The following is a 15,845-nucleotide window of genomic DNA, read 5'->3' as shown; positions in this document are numbered from 1 at the left end:
CTGCAGCGGCCAGAAGCGCTTCTTTGAGCGTCCTGCGGCGTCGTTTTGCTTGACTTGGATATTTACCGCTTATAAAAGGCCGGCACTCAACGACAGGCGGTGAGCTTCGCCAGCGTCGGTACGGATCACCCAGACCACCCAGAACAGGGTGGGACGGGCACCACCCTCGACGAATGCCGCTCAAACGCTGTCGATCATAGCTAGGCAATGCCAAAACGATATTAGATCTCTCGAGCTCGTTCTCCTGAGACCAATTTCGGATGCATGACCTCGGTAGGCCGCCTGCCAGCGCAAGCTGACTGGTGGTGATCGCGGTCCTCTGTGGCGTCAAGCGCTTTCCGTTCAGCGATGAACGGTTGGCGCGATTTCGTTTTGCGTGGGTTTTGATCGCGCGAACGGCCCGGTGAGGCGGGGAACCTCGAACAGAATTTGCGGAAGCCGGTCGCGGTCTCCGTGCGAACGTTGAGAAGGGTGAAGGCCAAGATGCCGACGATCAACCAGCTGATCGCAAATCCGCGCGAAGTGCAGAAGTCGCGCAAGAAGGTGCCGGCGCTGCAGCAGTCGCCGCAGAAGCGTGGCGTTTGCACGCGCGTCTACACCACGACCCCGAAGAAGCCGAACTCGGCGCTTCGTAAGGTCGCCAAGGTGCGCCTGACCAACGGCTTCGAGGTGATCGGCTACATCCCGGGTGAAGGCCATAACCTGCAGGAGCACTCGGTGGTCATGATCCGCGGCGGCCGCGTTAAGGACTTGCCGGGCGTGCGCTACCACATCCTCCGCGGCGTGCTGGATACCCAGGGCGTCAAGAACCGTAAGCAGCGCCGTTCGAAGTATGGCGCGAAGCGTCCGAAGTAAGACGTTCGAGAGAAGCGGGAACAAGATCACATGTCGCGTCGCCATTCAGCCGAAAAGCGTGAAGTGCTTCCGGATCCGAAGTTCGGGAACATCATTGTCACCAAGTTCATGAACTCGGTGATGTACGCCGGCAAGAAGTCGGTCGCCGAAGGTATCGTCTACGGCGCGTTCGGCATCATCGAGGCCAAGACCAAGCAGAGCCCGCTGACGGTGTTCGAGCAGGCCCTCGAAAACGTCATGCCGACCATCGAGGTCCGCTCCCGCCGCGTCGGCGGCGCGACCTACCAGGTGCCGGTCGAGGTTCGTTCGACCCGCCGGCAGGCGCTGGGCATCCGCTGGCTGATCTCGGCCGCGCGCGACCGCAACGAGAAGACGATGACCGAGCGGCTTTCGGCGGAGCTGCTCGATGCCTCCAATAACCGGGGCAACGCCGTGAAGAAGCGTGAAGACGTGCACCGGATGGCTGAAGCCAACCGCGCCTTCTCGCACTATCGCTGGTAACGGCGAAACCGACGGAAATCAGGGAACACACCCATGCCCCGCCAACACGCCATCGAAGACTATCGCAACTTCGGCATCATGGCGCATATCGACGCCGGTAAGACGACCACGACCGAGCGCATCCTCTATTACACCGGCAAGAGCCACAAGATCGGCGAAGTGCACGAAGGTGCTGCGACGATGGACTGGATGGAGCAGGAGCAGGAGCGTGGCATCACGATCACCTCCGCTGCGACCACCGCGTTCTGGAACGGCAAGCGCCTGAACATCATCGACACCCCCGGTCACGTCGACTTCACCATCGAGGTCGAGCGCAGCTTGCGCGTGCTCGACGGCGCCGTCTGCGTGCTCGACTCCAACCAGGGCGTCGAGCCGCAGACCGAGACCGTCTGGCGTCAGGGCGACAAGTACAAGGTGCCGCGCATCGTCTTCGCGAACAAGATGGACAAGACCGGCGCCGACTTCTTCAAGTGCCTGTCCGACATCGTCGATCGCCTGGGCGCGAAGCCGGTGGCTATTCAGCTGCCGATCGGCGCGGAGAACAACTTCAAGGGCTGCATCGATCTCGTGACGATGAAGGCGATCGTCTGGAACGACGAGGCGCTCGGCGCGAAGTTCGACTACGCCGAGATTCCGGCTGATCTCGCCGATCAGGCCAAGGAATATCGCGAGCAGCTGGTGGAAGCTGCCGTCGAGCTCGACGACGACGCCCTGGCTGCGTTCCTGGACGGCAACGAGCCGGATGAGGCGACCCTGAAGCGCCTGATCCGCAAGGCGGTGCTGACCGGCGCCTTCTATCCGGTGCTGTGCGGCTCGGCCTTCAAGAACAAGGGTGTTCAGCCCTTGCTCGACGCCGTCGTCGACTATCTGCCGTCGCCGCTCGACGTGCCCGCGATCAAGGGCACCGACGACAAGGGCAACGAGGTCGTGCGCAAGGCGGACGACAAGGAGCCGCTGGCGCTGCTGGCGTTCAAGATCATGGACGACCCGTTCGTCGGCACCATCACTTTCTGCCGCATCTATTCGGGCGTCCTGACCTCGGGCACCGGTGTCGTGAACTCGACCCGCGAGAAGAAGGAGCGCATCGGCCGCATGCTGCTGATGCATGCGAACAACCGCGAGGACATCAAGGAGGCCTATGCCGGCGACATCGTCGCTCTTGCAGGCCTCAAGGAAGCCCGCACCGGTGACACGCTGTGCGATCCGTCCAACCAGGTGATCCTGGAAAAGATGGAGTTCCCGGAGCCGGTCATCGAGATCGCGATCGAGCCGAAGTCGAAGGCCGACCAGGAGAAGCTGGGCGTTGCGCTGGCGAAGCTGGCCGCGGAGGATCCGTCCTTCCGCGTGTCGACCGACCACGAGTCGGGCCAGACTATCCTCAAGGGGATGGGCGAGCTCCATCTCGACATCAAGGTCGACATCCTCAAGCGCACCTACAAGGTCGATGCGAACATCGGCGCGCCGCAGGTGGCGTTCCGTGAGCGCATCACCAAGCCGGCCAACGTGGACTACACTCACAAGAAGCAGACCGGCGGTACCGGCCAGTTTGCGGCCGTGAGCCTCGTGGTCGAGCCGAACGAGCCGGGCGGCGGCTATGTGTTCGAGTCCAAGATCGTCGGCGGTGCGGTTCCGAAGGAGTACATCCCGGGCGTCGAGAAGGGCATCGAGAGCGTGCTCGGCGCGGGCGTGGTTGCCGGCTTCCCGGTGGTCGACGTCAAGGTGGCGCTGGTCGACGGCAAGTATCACGACGTCGACTCGTCGGCGCTGGCCTTCGAAATCGCCTCTCGTGCGGCTTTCCGCGAGGCGCTGCAGAAGGGCAAGTCGGTTCTGCTCGAGCCGATCATGAAGGTCGAGGTGGTGACCCCGGAAGACTACACCGGCTCGGTCATCGGCGACCTGAACTCGCGTCGTGGCCAGATCCAGGGCCAGGACATGCGCGGCAACGCCAACGTCATCAACGCGATGGTGCCGCTCATGAACATGTTCGGTTACGTGAACAACCTGCGCTCCATGAGCCAGGGCCGCGCGACCTTCACGATGCAGTTCTCGCACTACGCTGAAGCGCCGGCCAACGTGTCGGCCGAAGTCCAGAAGAAGTTTGCCTGATTGTCGCGAGCTCAAGTGAGCGACTGAACGGAGAGTCAAATGGCCAAAGCTAAGTTTGAACGTAACAAGCCCCACTGCAACATCGGCACCATCGGTCACGTCGACCACGGCAAGACCTCGCTGACGGCTGCAATCACCAAGATCCTGGCCGAGACGGGCGGTGCGACGTTCACTGCCTACGACCAGATCGACAAGGCCCCGGAAGAGAAGGCGCGCGGCATCACCATCTCGACCGCGCACGTCGAGTACGAGACCAAGAACCGCCACTACGCGCACGTCGATTGCCCCGGCCACGCCGACTACGTGAAGAACATGATCACCGGCGCCGCGCAGATGGACGGCGCGATCCTGGTCGTGTCGGCCGCTGACGGCCCGATGCCGCAGACCCGTGAGCACATCCTGCTCGCTCGCCAGGTGGGCGTGCCGGCGCTGGTCGTGTTCCTCAACAAGTGCGACATGGTCGACGATCCGGAGCTGCTGGAGCTCGTCGAGCTCGAGGTCCGCGAGCTGCTGTCGAAGTACGAATTCCCGGGCGACAAGATCCCGATCATCAAGGGCTCGGCGCTCGCCGCTCTCGAAGATTCGGACAAGAAGCTCGGCCACGACGCCATCCTCGAGCTGATGCGCAATGTCGACGAGTACATTCCGCAGCCGGAGCGTCCGATCGACCAGCCCTTCCTGATGCCGGTCGAAGACGTGTTCTCGATCTCGGGCCGCGGCACCGTGGTGACCGGCCGTGTCGAGCGCGGCATCATCAAGGTCGGTGAGGAAATCGAGATCGTCGGCATCCGCCCGACCCAGAAGACCACCGTCACCGGCGTCGAAATGTTCCGCAAGCTGCTCGATCAGGGCCAGGCCGGCGACAACATCGGCGCGCTGCTCCGCGGCACCAAGCGCGAGGACGTCGAGCGCGGCCAGGTGCTGTGCAAGCCGGGCTCGGTCAAGCCGCACACCAAGTTCAAGGCTGAGGCCTACATCCTCACCAAGGAAGAGGGCGGCCGTCACACGCCGTTCTTCACCAACTATCGTCCGCAGTTCTACTTCCGCACGACCGACGTGACCGGCGTCGTCCATCTGCCGGAAGGCACCGAGATGGTGATGCCGGGCGACAACATCGCGATGGAAGTGCACCTGATCGTGCCGATCGCGATGGAGGAGAAGCTGCGCTTCGCCATCCGCGAGGGCGGCCGCACCGTCGGCGCCGGCGTCGTCGCCTCGATCATCGAGTAACAACAGCGAATAGGGAATGGCGGGTGGCGAATGGAGATTATCCATTCGCCGTTCGCTACTCGCCACTCACTACTCACAGAAAGATACGGCAATGAACGGCCAAAATATCCGCATCCGTCTCAAGGCGTTTGACCATCGTATCCTCGATACGTCGACGCGCGAGATCGTCAACACGGCGAAACGGACCGGCGCGCAGGTTCGCGGACCCATTCCGCTGCCGACCCGCATCGAGAAGTTCACCGTGAACCGTTCGCCGCACGTCGACAAGAAGAGCCGCGAGCAGTTCGAGATGCGCACCCACAAGCGCCTGCTCGACATCGTCGATCCGACCCCGCAGACCGTCGATGCTTTGATGAAGCTCGATCTGGCCGCCGGTGTCGACGTCGAGATCAAGCTCTAAGTTTTTGGATTCACGTTCGCACCTCACGCGGACATAGAGAAGAACAGGAAGCACGCCGATGCGCTCCGGAGTGATCGCACAAAAGGTCGGGATGACGCGGGTCTTCACGGAGACCGGCGAACATATCCCCGTGACCGTGCTGAAGCTCGGCAATTGCCAGGTGGTCGGTCACCGCACCACCGAGAAGAACGGCTACGTCGCTCTGCAGCTCGGCAGCGGCAGCCGCAAGACGGTCTACATGCCGAAGGCCGAGCGCGGTCAGTTCGCGGTCGCCAAGGTCGAGCCGAAGCGCAAGCTCGCCGAATTCCGTGTCAGCGAAGACTCGCTGATTCCGGTCGGCGCCGAGATCCAGGCCGATCACTTCGTCGTCGGCCAGTTCGTCGACGTCACCGGCACCTCGGTCGGTAAGGGCTTCGCCGGCGGCATGAAGCGCTGGAACTTCGGCGGTCTGCGCGCCACGCACGGTGTGTCGATCTCGCACCGTTCGATCGGTTCGACCGGTGGCCGTCAGGACCCCGGCAAGACCTGGAAGAACAAGAAGATGCCCGGTCACATGGGTGTCGATCGCATCACCACGCTGAACCTGCGTGTGGTGCAGACGGATGTCGAGCGTGGCCTGATCCTGGTGGAAGGCGCGGTGCCCGGCTCCAAGGGGGGCTGGATCTCGGTGCGCGACGCCGTGAAGAAGCCGCTGCCGAAGGAAGCGCCGAAGCCCGGCAAGTTCAAGGTCGCGGGTGAGCAGGCTGCCGAAGCGCCGGCCGTGCAGGAGGGCGCATAAATGGAACTGAAAGTCACCACCCTCGAGGGCAAGGAAGCCGGCTCCGTCCAGCTCTCCGACGCCATCTTCGGTCTGGAGCCGCGCGTCGACATCATTCAGCGCTGCGTTCAGTGGCAGCTGAACAAGCGCCAGGCCGGCACCCACAAGGCCAAGGGCCGCGCCGAGATCTGGCGCACCGGCAAGAAGATGTACAAGCAGAAGGGCACCGGCGGTGCTCGTCACGGCTCGGCCCGCGTGCCGCAGTTCCGTGGCGGCGGCCGCGCCTTCGGTCCGGTCGTGCGCTCGCATGCAACCGACCTGCCGAAGAAGGTCCGTGCGCTGGCGCTGAAGCATGCGCTGTCGGCCAAGGCCAAGGACGGTGATCTTGTCGTGCTGGAGAACGCCACGCTCGAGGCGGCGAAGACCAAGGCGCTGATCGGTCACTTCTCCGGTCTCGGCCTGACCAACGCGCTGATCATCGACGGCGCCGAGCTGCACAACGGCTTCGCCGCCGCGGCCCGCAACATCCCGAACCTGGACGTACTGCCGATCCAGGGCATCAACGTCTACGACATCCTGCGCCGTCAGAAGCTCGTGCTGACCAAGGCGGCGATCGATGCGCTGGAGGCGCGCTTCAAATGAAGACCATTGATCCGCGCCACTACGACATCATCATCGCGCCGGTCGTGACCGAGAAGGCGACGTTCGCCTCCGAGCACAACAAGGTTCTGTTCAAGGTGGCCGCCAAGGCGACCAAGCCTCAGATCAAAGAGGCGATCGAGAAGCTGTTCGACGTCAAGGTCAGGAGCGTCAACACGCTCGTCCGCAAGGGCAAGACCAAGGTGTTCCGCGGCAATTTCGGTTCGCAATCGGACAGCAAGCGCGCGATCGTGACCCTCGAAGAGGGCCACCGTATCGACGTGACCACCGGACTGTAAGGCTGAGCTGCCATGGCACTGAAGACATTCAATCCCACGACGCCGGGCCAGCGCCAGCTGGTGATGGTCGATCGTTCGGCCCTCTACAAGGGCAAGCCGGTCAAGGCGCTGACCGAAGGCAAGCAGTCGAGCGGCGGTCGCAACAACACCGGCCGCATCACGGTTCGCTTCCTCGGTGGCGGCCACAAGCAGTCGTATCGTACGGTCGACTTCAAGCGCGACAAGGTCGACGTTCCGGCCACCGTCGAGCGGCTGGAGTATGATCCGAACCGCACCGCCTTCATCGCCCTGGTCAAGTATCAGGACGGCGAGCTCGCCTACATCCTGGCGCCGCAGCGCTTGGCGGTCGGCGACACCATCGTCGCCGGCAACTATGTCGACGTGAAGCCGGGCAACGTCATGCCGCTCGGCAACATGCCGGTCGGCACGATCGTGCACAACATCGAGGTCAAGATCGGGAAGGGCGGCCAGCTCGCGCGTTCGGCCGGCACGTATGCCCAGATCGTCGGCCGCGACCAGGACTACGTGATCGTCCGCCTGAACTCGGGCGAGCAACGCCTGGTGCACGGCCGTTGCCGCGGCACCATCGGTGCGGTGTCGAACCCGGACCACATGAACACCTCGATCGGCAAGGCCGGCCGCAAGCGTTGGATGGGTCGTCGCCCGCACAACCGCGGTGTCGCGATGAACCCGATCGACCATCCGCACGGCGGCGGCGAAGGCCGTACCTCGGGCGGTCGTCACCCGGTCACTCCGTGGGGCAAGCCTACCAAGGGCAAGAAGACCCGCACCAACAAGTCGACCGACAAATTCATTCTCTTGAGCCGCCACAAGCGGAAGAAGTAAGGAACGACGGACATGGTTCGTTCAGTCTGGAAAGGCCCGTTCGTCGAGGCGTCGCTGCTCAAGAAGGCAGATGCGGCGCGCGCGTCCGGCCGTCACGACGTCATCAAGATCTGGAGCCGCCGCTCGACCATCCTGCCGCAGTTTGTCGGCCTGACGTTCGGCGTCTACAACGGCCAGAAGCACGTGCCGGTGGCGATCAACGAAGAGATGGTCGGCCACAAGTTTGGCGAGTTCTCGCCGACCCGCACCTTCCACGGCCATTCGGGCGATAAGAAAGCCAAGAAGGCTTGAGGATTAAGCGATGAGCAAACCAAAGCGCGAACGGAGCCTCCCCGAAAACGAGGCCAAGGCTGTGGCCCGGATGCTTCGGGTGAGCCCGCAGAAGCTGAACCTGGTGGCGCAGATGATCCGCGGCCGCAAGGCGTCGGCAGCCCTCGCCGACCTGCAGTTCTCGCGCAAGCGGATTGCGGTCGACGTCAAGAAGTGCCTGGAATCGGCGATCGCCAATGCCGAGAACAATCACGAGCTCGAGGTCGACGATCTCGTCGTTTCGCAGGCTTTCGTCGGCAAGGGAATCGTGATGAAGCGTTTCTCGCCGCGCGGCCGTGGCCGTTCGGGCCGAGTTTTCAAACCGTTTTCGCAGCTGACGATCATTGTCCGTCAGGTCGAGGCGAGCGCTTAAAGCAGGCGCTGGGAGAATACGATGGGTCAAAAGATCAATCCGATCGGTCTGCGTCTCGGCATCAACCGGACCTGGGATTCGCGCTGGTTCGCTGGCAAGGCCGAGTACGGCAAGCTGCTGCATGAAGACGTCAAGATCCGCGAGATCCTGCACAAGGAGCTCAAGCAGGCGGCCGTCGCCCGCATCGTGATCGAGCGTCCGCACAAGAAGTGCCGCGTCACGATCCACTCGGCACGTCCGGGCGTCGTGATCGGCAAGAAGGGCGCCGACATCGACAAGCTGCGCAAGCGCGTCGCCGACATCACCTCGTCGGACGTTGTCATCAACATCGTCGAGATCCGCAAGCCCGAGCTCGATGCGACCCTGGTCGCCGAGTCGATCGCGCAGCAGCTCGAGCGCCGCGTGGCGTTCCGCCGCGCCATGAAGCGCGCCGTTCAGTCGGCGATGCGTCTCGGCGCCGAGGGCATCCGCATCAACTGCTCGGGTCGTCTGGGCGGCGCGGAAATCGCCCGCATGGAGTGGTACCGTGAGGGCCGGGTGCCGCTGCACACGCTGCGCGCCGACATCGACTACGGTGTGGCCACCGCGTTCACCACTTTCGGCACCTGCGGCGTGAAGGTCTGGATCTTCAAGGGCGAGATCCTCGAGCACGATCCGATGGCACAGGACAAGCGGATGAACGAAGGCGGCGGCGAGAGCTCGCAGCCGCGGTCGCGCCGCGACGCGGCCTGATCGATCAGCCGCGACAAGACAGGTTTGAGGGCTCAAAGCCATGATGCAACCAAAGAAGACCAAGTTCCGAAAGGCGCATAAGGGCCGTATCCACGGCGTTGCGTCCTCGGGCGCGACGCTGGCCTTCGGCCAGTTCGGGCTGAAGGCGATGGAGCCGGACCGCGTCACCGCGCGCCAGATCGAGGCCGCCCGTCGTGCCTTGACCCGTCACATGAAGCGCGCCGGCCGCGTCTGGATCCGGGTGTTCCCGGATCTTCCGGTGTCGAAGAAGCCGGCCGAGGTCCGCATGGGCTCCGGCAAGGGCTCGCCGGAATTGTGGGTGGCCCGCGTCAAGCCGGGCCGGGTGATGTTCGAGATCGACGGCGTGAGCACCCAGATCGCGCGCGAGGCGCTGCTGCTGGCGGCCGCCAAGCTGCCGATCAAGACGCGCTTCGTCGAACGCATTGCGGAGTAATGGTCATGGCCGAGATGAAGATTGCCGACATTCGCGCGATGAGCCCCGATCAGATGGACGATGCGATCGTCAACCTGAAGAAGGAGCGTTTCAACCTGCGCTTCCAGCGTGCCACCGGCCAGCTCGAGAACACCGCTCGGCTGCGCGAGGCGCGTCGCGACATCGCCCGTATCAAGACCATCGCCGCGCAGCAGCGCGCCAAGACGAAGTAAGAGGCTCGACATGCCGAAACGGACCCTCCAGGGCGTTGTCGTCAGCGACAAGCAGGCCAAGACGGTGGTCGTGCGCGTCGACCGGCGCTTCACCCACCCGATCTACAAGAAGACCATCCGCCGCTCGAAGAACTACCACGCCCACGACGAGAACAACGAGTTCAAGCCGGGCGACATGGTGTGGATCGAGGAGAGCAAGCCGATCTCGAAGCTGAAGCGCTGGACCGTGGTCCGGGGCGAGCACAAGAAAACCGCCTGAGGCGCGAAGCGGCCCTCGTCGAAGAGGGCCCATTTCGCTTTCGGGATCAAACAAGGCGCAGCTTTCCTGCGCAGCAGATGAAGAGGACGAGGTGCATCAATGATTCAGATGCAGACCAACCTCGACGTGGCCGATAATTCCGGCGCACGCCGTGTCATGTGTATCAAGGTGCTGGGCGGCTCGAAGCGCCGCTATGCCACCGTCGGCGACATCATCGTGGTGTCGATCAAGGAAGCCATTCCGCGTGGCAAGGTGAAGAAGGGCGACGTCATGAAGGCCGTCGTGGTGCGCGTCCGCAAGGACATCCGCCGCGCCGACGGCTCGGTGATCCGCTTCGACCGCAACGCGGCCGTTCTGATCAACAACCAGTCGGAGCCGGTCGGCACCCGCATCTTCGGGCCGGTGCCGCGCGAGCTGCGCGCCAAGAACCACATGAAGATCATTTCGCTTGCGCCGGAGGTGCTGTGATGGCTGCCAAGATCCGCAAGGGCGACAAGGTGATCGTCCTGACCGGCCGCGACAAGGGTCGCACCGGCGAGGTGTTCGAGGTGCGTCCCGACGAGGGCACCGCGCTGGTGCGCGGTATCAACCTGGTGAAGCGTCACCAGAAGCAGACGCAGAACCAGGAGGGCGGCATCATCTCCAAGGAGGCGCCGATCAACCTGTCGAACGTCGCGTATGTCGGTAAGGACGGCAAGCCGACGCGCGTTGGATTCAAGATTCAGGCGGACGGCAAGAAGGTCCGCGTTGCCAAGAGCTCGGGAGTTGAGATCGATGGCTGAGACTGCTTACACCCCGCGCCTCCGCACGGAATATGATCGCCAGATCAAGAGCCAGCTGACCGAGAAGTTCGGCTACGCCAACGTCATGCAGGTGCCGCGGCTCGACAAGGTCGTGCTCAACATGGGCATCGGCGAGGCGGTCAACGACCGCAAGAAGGCGGAGACGGCGGCGGCCGACCTGTCGCTGATCGCCGGCCAGAAGGCGGTCGTGACCTATTCGCGCGTCGCCATCGCGACCTTCAAGCTGCGTGAGAACCAGCCGATCGGCTGCAAGGTCACGTTGCGCAAGACCAAGATGTACGAGTTCATCGACCGCCTGATCAACGTCGCGCTGCCGCGCGTCCGCGACTTCCGCGGTCTGAACCCGAAGAGCTTCGACGGCCGCGGCAACTACTCGCTCGGCATCAAGGAGCACATCATTTTCCCCGAGATCGACTTCGACAAGGCCGGGGAGAGCTGGGGCATGGACATCACGGTGTGCACCACCGCGACGACCGATGATGAGGCCCGTGCCCTTCTGACCGCATTCAATTTCCCGTTCCGGCAGTGAGACGCTGAACAGCTTCTCAAACGCGGATACCCAGGAGCCAAGCATGGCAAAGAAGAGTTCAATCGAGAAGAACAACCGGCGCAAGCGGATGACGAAGAACGCCGCCCCGAAGCGCGCCCGGTTGAAGGCGATCATCGCCGACAAGTCCAAGCCGATGGAGGAGCGCTTTGCCGCGACCCTGAAGCTGGCCGAGATGCCGCGCAATTCGTCGGCGACCCGCATCCGCAACCGGTGCGAGCTGACCGGCCGTCCGCGGTCGAACTATCGCAAGAACAAGCTGAGCCGCATCGCGCTGCGCGAGCTCGGGTCCAAGGGCCTGGTCCCGGGCCTCGTGAAGTCGAGCTGGTAAGGAGGGTCGCACCATGTCAACGCACGATCCCATCAGCGATCTGATCACCCGCATCCGCAACGCGCAGATGCGCTCGAAGTCGAAGGTCTCGACTCCCGGCTCCAAGATGCGCGCCAGCGTGCTCGAGGTGCTGAAGTCCGAAGGCTACATCCGTGGCTATGCCACGCTGGAGCATCCGTCGGGCCGCAGCGAGATCGAGATCGAGCTGAAATATTTCGACGGCGAGCCCGTGATCCGCGAGATCGAGCGCGTCTCCAAGCCCGGCCGCCGCGTTTACACCTCGGTGAAGAACCTGCCGCGCGTGAACAACGGGCTCGGAATTTCTGTTTTGTCGACACCGAAGGGAATCATGGCCGACCATAGCGCGCGTGACGCGAATGTCGGCGGTGAAGTTCTCTTCACGGTGTTCTAAGAAGGATTGAGCCATGTCACGTATTGGCAAGAAGCCTGTGGCGGTGCCGTCCGGTGTGACGGCCTCCGTCGATGGACAGACCGTCAAGATGAAGGGGCCGAAGGGCCAGCTTCAGTTCATCGTCCATGACGACGTGGACGTGAAGTTCGAGAACGGCCAGGTCAAGGTTGCCCCGCGCGCCGAGACCAAGCGCGCCCGTTCGCTGTACGGCACCGCTCGCGCCCAGATCGCGAATCTGGTCGAAGGCGTCACCAAGGGCTTCGAGAAGAAGCTCGAGATCACCGGTGTCGGCTACCGCGCCGCGATGCAGGGCAAGAACCTGCAGCTCGCGCTCGGCTACAGCCACGACGTCGTCTACCAGATCCCGGAAGGCATCACGATCGCGGTGCCGAAGCCCACCGAGATCACGGTCACGGGCATCGACCCGCAGCGCGTCGGCCAGGTGGCCGCCGAAATCCGCGCCTATCGGCCGCCGGAGCCCTACAAGGGCAAGGGCGTGAAGTACGCGGGTGAATTCATCTTCCGCAAGGAAGGCAAGAAGAAGTAACGGAGCCGGACATGTCGAGAGCCAAGGTTACGAATGCCCGGCGCAAGCAGCGTGTGAGGCTGTCGCTGCGCCGCTCCGCGGGCGGCCGTCCGCGTCTGTCGGTGTTCCGCTCGTCGAAGCACATCTACGCTCAGGTCATCGACGACCAGAAGGGCGAGACGCTCGCCTCTGCGTCGTCGATGGAGAAGGAGATGCGCTCGGCCGGCAACACCGGTGCCGACATCGACGCGGCGAAGGCGGTGGGCAAGCTGCTCGCCGAGCGCGCGGTGAAGGCGGGGATCAAGGAAGTCGTGTTCGATCGCGGCGGCTATCTCTATCACGGGCGCGTCAAGGCGCTGGCCGACGCGGCGCGCGAGAGCGGGCTGAGCTTCTAACATCAATGGATATGGGCGTCAGAGCCCCTCAGAAGATTGGATAGCACCATGGCAGGTGAACGGGAACGAGGCGGTCGCGATCGCAAGGAGCGCGAGGAGCGCGACAGCGAGTTCGTCGACAAGCTCGTCCACATCAACCGAGTCGCGAAGGTCGTGAAGGGCGGTAAGCGCTTCGGCTTTGCGGCGCTCGTCGTGATCGGCGATCAGAAGGGCCGGGTCGGGTTCGGCCACGGCAAGGCACGTGAGGTTCCGGAGGCGATCCGCAAGGCGACCGACTCCGCCAAGCGCAACCTGACCCGCGTCGCGCTGCGCGAGGGCCGCACCCTGCACCACGACATCTTCGGTCGTCACGGTGCGGGCCGCGTCTATCTGCGTGCGGCTCCGGCCGGTACCGGCATCATCGCCGGCGGCCCGATGCGCGCCGTGTTCGAGACGTTGGGCATCCAGGACGTGGTGGCGAAGTCGATCGGCTCGTCCAACCCGTACAACATGGTGCGCGCGACTTTCAACGCGCTGAAGCACCAGGATAGCCCGCGCTCGGTCGCCGCGCGCCGCAACATCAAGGTGTCGACTCTGCAGGCCCGCCGCGTCGGTGGCGATGCCGAGGCAGCAGCCGACTAACGAACGCGCGTCGTCCTGCGGATGGCGCAACTCGGAGTGAACACCATGGCTAGCGCCAAGACGATCAAGATCGAGCAGATCGGCAGCCCGATCCGCCGGCATCACTCGCAGCGCGAGACGCTGATCGGGTTGAAGCTCAACAAGATCGGCCGCGTGACCGAGCTGCCGGATACGCCGGCGGTCCGCGGCATGATCACCAAGGTTCATCATCTCGTCCGCATCGTCGACGAGAAGTAAGGAGAAGGGCGATGAAGCTCAGCGATATCGCCGACAACGCCGGCGCGCGCAAGAAGCGCATGCGCGTCGGCCGCGGCATCGGCTCCGGCAAGGGCAAGACCTCCGGCCGTGGCGGCAAGGGCCAGACCGCGCGCTCCGGCGTGCGCATCAAGGGCTTCGAAGGCGGTCAGATGCCGATGCATCGCCGTCTGCCGAAGCGCGGCTTCAACAACATCTTCGCGCTCGATTTCGTCGAGATCAATCTCGACCGGATCCAGCAGGCGATCGACGCCAAGAAGCTCGACGCCGGCAGCGTGATCAACGCCGAGGCGCTGGTGAAGTCGGGCGCGCTGCGGCGGCCGAAGGACGGCGTGCGTCTGCTCGGCCGTGGCGAGCTCACTGCGAAGATCAACATCGAGGTGCATGGCGCCTCGAAGTCGGCGATCGCGGCGGTCGAGAAGGCCGGCGGCACCGTCAAGCTCCTGGCGCCAGCCAAGGACGAAGGCGAGGCTGCGTAACATCTGCGTCATTGCCCTGCCTCCGGCGCATGCCGGATAGGGCAGGGCAATGGACAGAACGCGCCCGCGCACCAGATAATATCCGGCGTCTGCCCGGCCCTGCGAGCCCTCGCGGGGCCCAATGCGGTGAAGAAGGGCGGCGGGAGAAAGCTAGACATGGCCTCAGCAGCGGAACAACTGGCGGCAAACCTCAATTTCGGCGCGCTCGCGAAGGCCGATGAGCTGAAGAAGCGCATCTGGTTCACCCTCGGTGCGCTGCTGGTCTACCGCCTCGGCACCTACATTCCGCTGCCAGGCATCGATCCGAACATCTGGGACTCGGTGTTCCGGACCCAGGCCGGCGGCATTCTCGGCATGTTCAACATGTTCGCCGGCGGCGGCATTCACCGCATGGCGATCTTTGCGCTGAACATCATGCCGTACATCTCGGCATCGATCATCATTCAGTTGCTCACCACCGTCTCGCCCCAGCTCGAAGCCCTCAAGAAAGAGGGTGAGGCTGGCCGCAAGATGCTGAATCAGTACACCCGCTATCTGACGGTGATTCTCGCCGCGGTGCAGTCGTACGGCATCGCCGTCGGCCTCGAAGGTGCGGGCAACGTCGTTGCCGATCCCGGCCTGTTCTTCCGCCTCTCCACTGCGATCACGCTGACCGGCGGCACCATGTTCCTGATGTGGCTGGGCGAGCAGATCACCTCGCGCGGCATCGGCAACGGCATCTCGCTGATCATCCTGTCCGGCATCGTGGCCGAGCTGCCCTCGGCGCTCGCCAACATGCTCGAGCTCGGACGTCAGGGCGCGCTGTCGACCGGCCTGATCCTGATCGTCATCGTGATGGCGGTCGCCGTGATCGCCTTCATCGTGTTCGTGGAGCGCGCCCAGCGCCGTCTCCTGATCCAGTATCCGAAGCGCCAGGTCGGCAACAAGATGTTCGAGGGCCAGTCCTCGCATCTGCCGCTCAAGCTGAACACCTCGGGCGTGATCCCGCCCATCTTCGCCTCGTCGCTGTTGCTGCTGCCGACCACGGTCGCCAATTTCAACGCCGGCAAGGGACCCGAGTGGTTCCAGTGGATCACGACGCAGCTCGGTCATGGCCGGCCGCTGTTCCTGGTGCTGTATCTGGCGCTGATCCTGTTCTTTGCCTTCTTCTACACCGCGATCGTGTTCAATCCGACCGAGACCGCGGACAACCTCAAGAAGCATGGCGGCTTCATCCCCGGCATCAGGCCGGGCGAGCGCACCGCGGAATATATCGATTACGTGCTGTCGCGGATCACCGTGCTCGGCGCCATCTATCTGGCGATCGTGTGTCTGATCCCGGAAATTCTGATTTCCTACGCTTCCGTCCCGTTCTACTTTGGTGGCACTTCGCTTCTGATCGTGGTCAGCGTTACGATGGATACCGTGGCGCAGGTTCAGGGTTATCTGCTCGCCCATCAATATGAGGGGCTGATCAGGAAGTCGAAGTTGCGGGGGCGCCGCCGCGGATAGCGGCGGATCGCGG

The 15,845-nt window shown here is 63.7% G+C and carries 26 protein-coding genes; all 26 read left to right on the top strand.

Going from position 1 to position 15,845, the window contains the following annotated elements; genetic code table 11:
* Positions 1-483: 483 nt before the first annotated feature.
* On the top strand, positions 484-855 hold the full coding sequence (gene rpsL / locus QX124_RS26090; protein ID WP_006611834.1) for a 30S ribosomal protein S12: 372 nt from the start codon (positions 484-486) through the stop codon (positions 853-855).
* Between the two features lie 30 nt (positions 856-885).
* On the top strand, positions 886-1,356 hold the full coding sequence (gene rpsG, locus QX124_RS26085) for a 30S ribosomal protein S7 (RefSeq protein WP_006611835.1): 471 nt from the start codon (positions 886-888) through the stop codon (positions 1,354-1,356).
* 33 nt (positions 1,357-1,389) lie between these two features.
* Positions 1,390-3,462 (top strand): elongation factor G, encoded by a 2,073-nt coding sequence (gene fusA / locus QX124_RS26080; RefSeq protein WP_315798658.1) that lies wholly within the window; start codon positions 1,390-1,392, stop codon positions 3,460-3,462.
* 39 nt (positions 3,463-3,501) lie between these two features.
* Positions 3,502-4,692: an elongation factor Tu gene (gene tuf, locus QX124_RS26075; RefSeq protein WP_006611837.1), complete on the top strand. Its 1,191-nt coding sequence runs from the start codon at positions 3,502-3,504 to the stop codon at positions 4,690-4,692.
* Between the two features lie 91 nt (positions 4,693-4,783).
* On the top strand, positions 4,784-5,092 hold the full coding sequence (gene rpsJ / locus QX124_RS26070) for a 30S ribosomal protein S10 (protein WP_002712302.1): 309 nt from the start codon (positions 4,784-4,786) through the stop codon (positions 5,090-5,092).
* 58 nt (positions 5,093-5,150) lie between these two features.
* Positions 5,151-5,870 carry a 50S ribosomal protein L3 gene (rplC, locus tag QX124_RS26065; protein ID WP_006611838.1) on the top strand — a complete coding sequence of 240 codons (720 nt, stop codon included), beginning with the start codon at positions 5,151-5,153 and terminating at the stop codon, positions 5,868-5,870.
* Positions 5,871-6,491 (top strand): 50S ribosomal protein L4, encoded by a 621-nt coding sequence (gene rplD / locus QX124_RS26060; RefSeq protein WP_315737598.1) that lies wholly within the window; start codon positions 5,871-5,873, stop codon positions 6,489-6,491.
* The gene (locus tag QX124_RS26055) at positions 6,488-6,787 is read left to right on the top strand and encodes a 50S ribosomal protein L23 (protein WP_315737599.1); all 300 of its coding nucleotides are present in this window, start codon (positions 6,488-6,490) and stop codon (positions 6,785-6,787) included. The genes rplD and QX124_RS26055 overlap by 4 nt, the downstream gene beginning before the upstream one ends.
* 12 nt (positions 6,788-6,799) lie before the next feature.
* Positions 6,800-7,633 carry a 50S ribosomal protein L2 gene (gene rplB, locus QX124_RS26050; RefSeq protein ID WP_006611841.1) on the top strand — a complete coding sequence of 278 codons (834 nt, stop codon included), beginning with the start codon at positions 6,800-6,802 and terminating at the stop codon, positions 7,631-7,633.
* Between the two features lie 12 nt (positions 7,634-7,645).
* The gene (gene rpsS, locus QX124_RS26045; RefSeq protein WP_006611842.1) at positions 7,646-7,924 is read left to right on the top strand and encodes a 30S ribosomal protein S19; all 279 of its coding nucleotides are present in this window, start codon (positions 7,646-7,648) and stop codon (positions 7,922-7,924) included.
* A gap of 10 nt (positions 7,925-7,934) precedes the next feature.
* On the top strand, positions 7,935-8,315 hold the full coding sequence (gene rplV, locus QX124_RS26040) for a 50S ribosomal protein L22 (protein ID WP_315714562.1): 381 nt from the start codon (positions 7,935-7,937) through the stop codon (positions 8,313-8,315).
* A gap of 21 nt (positions 8,316-8,336) precedes the next feature.
* A complete protein-coding gene (rpsC, locus tag QX124_RS26035; RefSeq protein WP_012045041.1) occupies positions 8,337-9,047 on the top strand; it encodes a 30S ribosomal protein S3 in 711 nt (236 codons plus the stop codon).
* A 40-nt stretch (positions 9,048-9,087) separates the two neighbouring features.
* Positions 9,088-9,501 carry a 50S ribosomal protein L16 gene (rplP, locus tag QX124_RS26030; RefSeq protein WP_315737600.1) on the top strand — a complete coding sequence of 138 codons (414 nt, stop codon included), beginning with the start codon at positions 9,088-9,090 and terminating at the stop codon, positions 9,499-9,501.
* A gap of 5 nt (positions 9,502-9,506) precedes the next feature.
* Complete coding sequence (gene rpmC / locus QX124_RS26025) at positions 9,507-9,713, top strand: 50S ribosomal protein L29 (protein ID WP_006611846.1); 207 nt, start codon at positions 9,507-9,509, stop codon at positions 9,711-9,713.
* A 10-nt stretch (positions 9,714-9,723) separates the two neighbouring features.
* The gene (rpsQ, locus tag QX124_RS26020) at positions 9,724-9,972 is read left to right on the top strand and encodes a 30S ribosomal protein S17 (protein WP_008963469.1); all 249 of its coding nucleotides are present in this window, start codon (positions 9,724-9,726) and stop codon (positions 9,970-9,972) included.
* A 99-nt stretch (positions 9,973-10,071) separates the two neighbouring features.
* Positions 10,072-10,440, top strand: a complete 369-nt coding sequence (gene rplN, locus QX124_RS26015) for a 50S ribosomal protein L14 (RefSeq protein WP_006611848.1) — start codon at positions 10,072-10,074, stop codon at positions 10,438-10,440.
* Positions 10,440-10,754, top strand: coding sequence for a 50S ribosomal protein L24 (gene rplX / locus QX124_RS26010; protein WP_315737601.1), 315 nt, complete (start codon positions 10,440-10,442; stop codon positions 10,752-10,754). The genes rplN and rplX overlap by 1 nt, the downstream gene beginning before the upstream one ends.
* On the top strand, positions 10,747-11,304 hold the full coding sequence (gene rplE, locus QX124_RS26005; protein ID WP_315737602.1) for a 50S ribosomal protein L5: 558 nt from the start codon (positions 10,747-10,749) through the stop codon (positions 11,302-11,304). Before rplX ends, rplE begins: the two co-directional genes overlap by 8 nt.
* Positions 11,305-11,347: 43 nt before the next feature.
* Entirely contained in the window at positions 11,348-11,653 is a 306-nt protein-coding gene (gene rpsN / locus QX124_RS26000) for a 30S ribosomal protein S14 (protein WP_315737603.1), read from the top strand.
* 13 nt (positions 11,654-11,666) lie between these two features.
* Complete coding sequence (gene rpsH / locus QX124_RS25995) at positions 11,667-12,065, top strand: 30S ribosomal protein S8 (RefSeq protein ID WP_315714559.1); 399 nt, start codon at positions 11,667-11,669, stop codon at positions 12,063-12,065.
* 13 nt (positions 12,066-12,078) lie between these two features.
* Positions 12,079-12,612: a 50S ribosomal protein L6 gene (gene rplF, locus QX124_RS25990; protein WP_172108074.1), complete on the top strand. Its 534-nt coding sequence runs from the start codon at positions 12,079-12,081 to the stop codon at positions 12,610-12,612.
* Positions 12,613-12,623: 11 nt separating this feature from the next.
* Positions 12,624-12,986, top strand: coding sequence for a 50S ribosomal protein L18 (gene rplR, locus QX124_RS25985; protein ID WP_006611854.1), 363 nt, complete (start codon positions 12,624-12,626; stop codon positions 12,984-12,986).
* A 48-nt stretch (positions 12,987-13,034) separates the two neighbouring features.
* Positions 13,035-13,607 carry a 30S ribosomal protein S5 gene (gene rpsE, locus QX124_RS25980; protein ID WP_006611855.1) on the top strand — a complete coding sequence of 191 codons (573 nt, stop codon included), beginning with the start codon at positions 13,035-13,037 and terminating at the stop codon, positions 13,605-13,607.
* 45 nt (positions 13,608-13,652) lie between these two features.
* Positions 13,653-13,844: a 50S ribosomal protein L30 gene (gene rpmD, locus QX124_RS25975; RefSeq protein WP_006611856.1), complete on the top strand. Its 192-nt coding sequence runs from the start codon at positions 13,653-13,655 to the stop codon at positions 13,842-13,844.
* A gap of 11 nt (positions 13,845-13,855) precedes the next feature.
* A complete protein-coding gene (gene rplO / locus QX124_RS25970) occupies positions 13,856-14,341 on the top strand; it encodes a 50S ribosomal protein L15 (RefSeq protein ID WP_315737604.1) in 486 nt (161 codons plus the stop codon).
* A 156-nt stretch (positions 14,342-14,497) separates the two neighbouring features.
* On the top strand, positions 14,498-15,832 hold the full coding sequence (gene secY / locus QX124_RS25965; protein ID WP_315714557.1) for a preprotein translocase subunit SecY: 1,335 nt from the start codon (positions 14,498-14,500) through the stop codon (positions 15,830-15,832).
* The last annotated feature ends 13 nt before the right edge of the window (positions 15,833-15,845 follow it).

Origin of the sequence: Bradyrhizobium sp. SZCCHNRI3043, assembly GCF_032377735.1 — a bacterium.
GTDB lineage: Bacteria > Pseudomonadota > Alphaproteobacteria > Rhizobiales > Xanthobacteraceae > Bradyrhizobium.
Note: the sequence above shows the minus strand (reverse complement) of the source record. Positions and strands in the feature narration are given on the sequence as shown.

Excerpts from the sequence above, each read along its gene's own strand:
- rplO (WP_315737604.1), top strand. The coding sequence starts at position 13,856 with ATGAAGCTCAGCGATATCGCCGACAACGCCGGCGCGCGCAAGAAGCGC.
- secY (WP_315714557.1), top strand. The coding sequence starts at position 14,498 with ATGGCCTCAGCAGCGGAACAACTGGCGGCAAACCTCAATTTCGGCGCG.
- rpsL (WP_006611834.1), top strand. The coding sequence starts at position 484 with ATGCCGACGATCAACCAGCTGATCGCAAATCCGCGCGAAGTGCAGAAG.
- rpsE (WP_006611855.1), top strand. The coding sequence starts at position 13,035 with ATGGCAGGTGAACGGGAACGAGGCGGTCGCGATCGCAAGGAGCGCGAG.
- rpsC (WP_012045041.1), top strand. The coding sequence starts at position 8,337 with ATGGGTCAAAAGATCAATCCGATCGGTCTGCGTCTCGGCATCAACCGG.
- fusA (WP_315798658.1), top strand. The coding sequence starts at position 1,390 with ATGCCCCGCCAACACGCCATCGAAGACTATCGCAACTTCGGCATCATG.
- rplV (WP_315714562.1), top strand. The coding sequence starts at position 7,935 with ATGAGCAAACCAAAGCGCGAACGGAGCCTCCCCGAAAACGAGGCCAAG.
- rpsH (WP_315714559.1), top strand. The coding sequence starts at position 11,667 with ATGTCAACGCACGATCCCATCAGCGATCTGATCACCCGCATCCGCAAC.
- rpsG (WP_006611835.1), top strand. The coding sequence starts at position 886 with ATGTCGCGTCGCCATTCAGCCGAAAAGCGTGAAGTGCTTCCGGATCCG.
- rpmC (WP_006611846.1), top strand. The coding sequence starts at position 9,507 with ATGGCCGAGATGAAGATTGCCGACATTCGCGCGATGAGCCCCGATCAG.
- rplN (WP_006611848.1), top strand. The coding sequence starts at position 10,072 with ATGATTCAGATGCAGACCAACCTCGACGTGGCCGATAATTCCGGCGCA.
- tuf (WP_006611837.1), top strand. The coding sequence starts at position 3,502 with ATGGCCAAAGCTAAGTTTGAACGTAACAAGCCCCACTGCAACATCGGC.
- rpsS (WP_006611842.1), top strand. The coding sequence starts at position 7,646 with ATGGTTCGTTCAGTCTGGAAAGGCCCGTTCGTCGAGGCGTCGCTGCTC.
- rplR (WP_006611854.1), top strand. The coding sequence starts at position 12,624 with ATGTCGAGAGCCAAGGTTACGAATGCCCGGCGCAAGCAGCGTGTGAGG.
- rplX (WP_315737601.1), top strand. The coding sequence starts at position 10,440 with ATGGCTGCCAAGATCCGCAAGGGCGACAAGGTGATCGTCCTGACCGGC.
- rplC (WP_006611838.1), top strand. The coding sequence starts at position 5,151 with ATGCGCTCCGGAGTGATCGCACAAAAGGTCGGGATGACGCGGGTCTTC.
- rplE (WP_315737602.1), top strand. The coding sequence starts at position 10,747 with ATGGCTGAGACTGCTTACACCCCGCGCCTCCGCACGGAATATGATCGC.
- rplD (WP_315737598.1), top strand. The coding sequence starts at position 5,871 with ATGGAACTGAAAGTCACCACCCTCGAGGGCAAGGAAGCCGGCTCCGTC.
- rpsJ (WP_002712302.1), top strand. The coding sequence starts at position 4,784 with ATGAACGGCCAAAATATCCGCATCCGTCTCAAGGCGTTTGACCATCGT.
- rpsQ (WP_008963469.1), top strand. The coding sequence starts at position 9,724 with ATGCCGAAACGGACCCTCCAGGGCGTTGTCGTCAGCGACAAGCAGGCC.
- rpsN (WP_315737603.1), top strand. The coding sequence starts at position 11,348 with ATGGCAAAGAAGAGTTCAATCGAGAAGAACAACCGGCGCAAGCGGATG.
- rpmD (WP_006611856.1), top strand. The coding sequence starts at position 13,653 with ATGGCTAGCGCCAAGACGATCAAGATCGAGCAGATCGGCAGCCCGATC.
- rplF (WP_172108074.1), top strand. The coding sequence starts at position 12,079 with ATGTCACGTATTGGCAAGAAGCCTGTGGCGGTGCCGTCCGGTGTGACG.
- rplP (WP_315737600.1), top strand. The coding sequence starts at position 9,088 with ATGATGCAACCAAAGAAGACCAAGTTCCGAAAGGCGCATAAGGGCCGT.
- QX124_RS26055 (WP_315737599.1), top strand. The coding sequence starts at position 6,488 with ATGAAGACCATTGATCCGCGCCACTACGACATCATCATCGCGCCGGTC.
- rplB (WP_006611841.1), top strand. The coding sequence starts at position 6,800 with ATGGCACTGAAGACATTCAATCCCACGACGCCGGGCCAGCGCCAGCTG.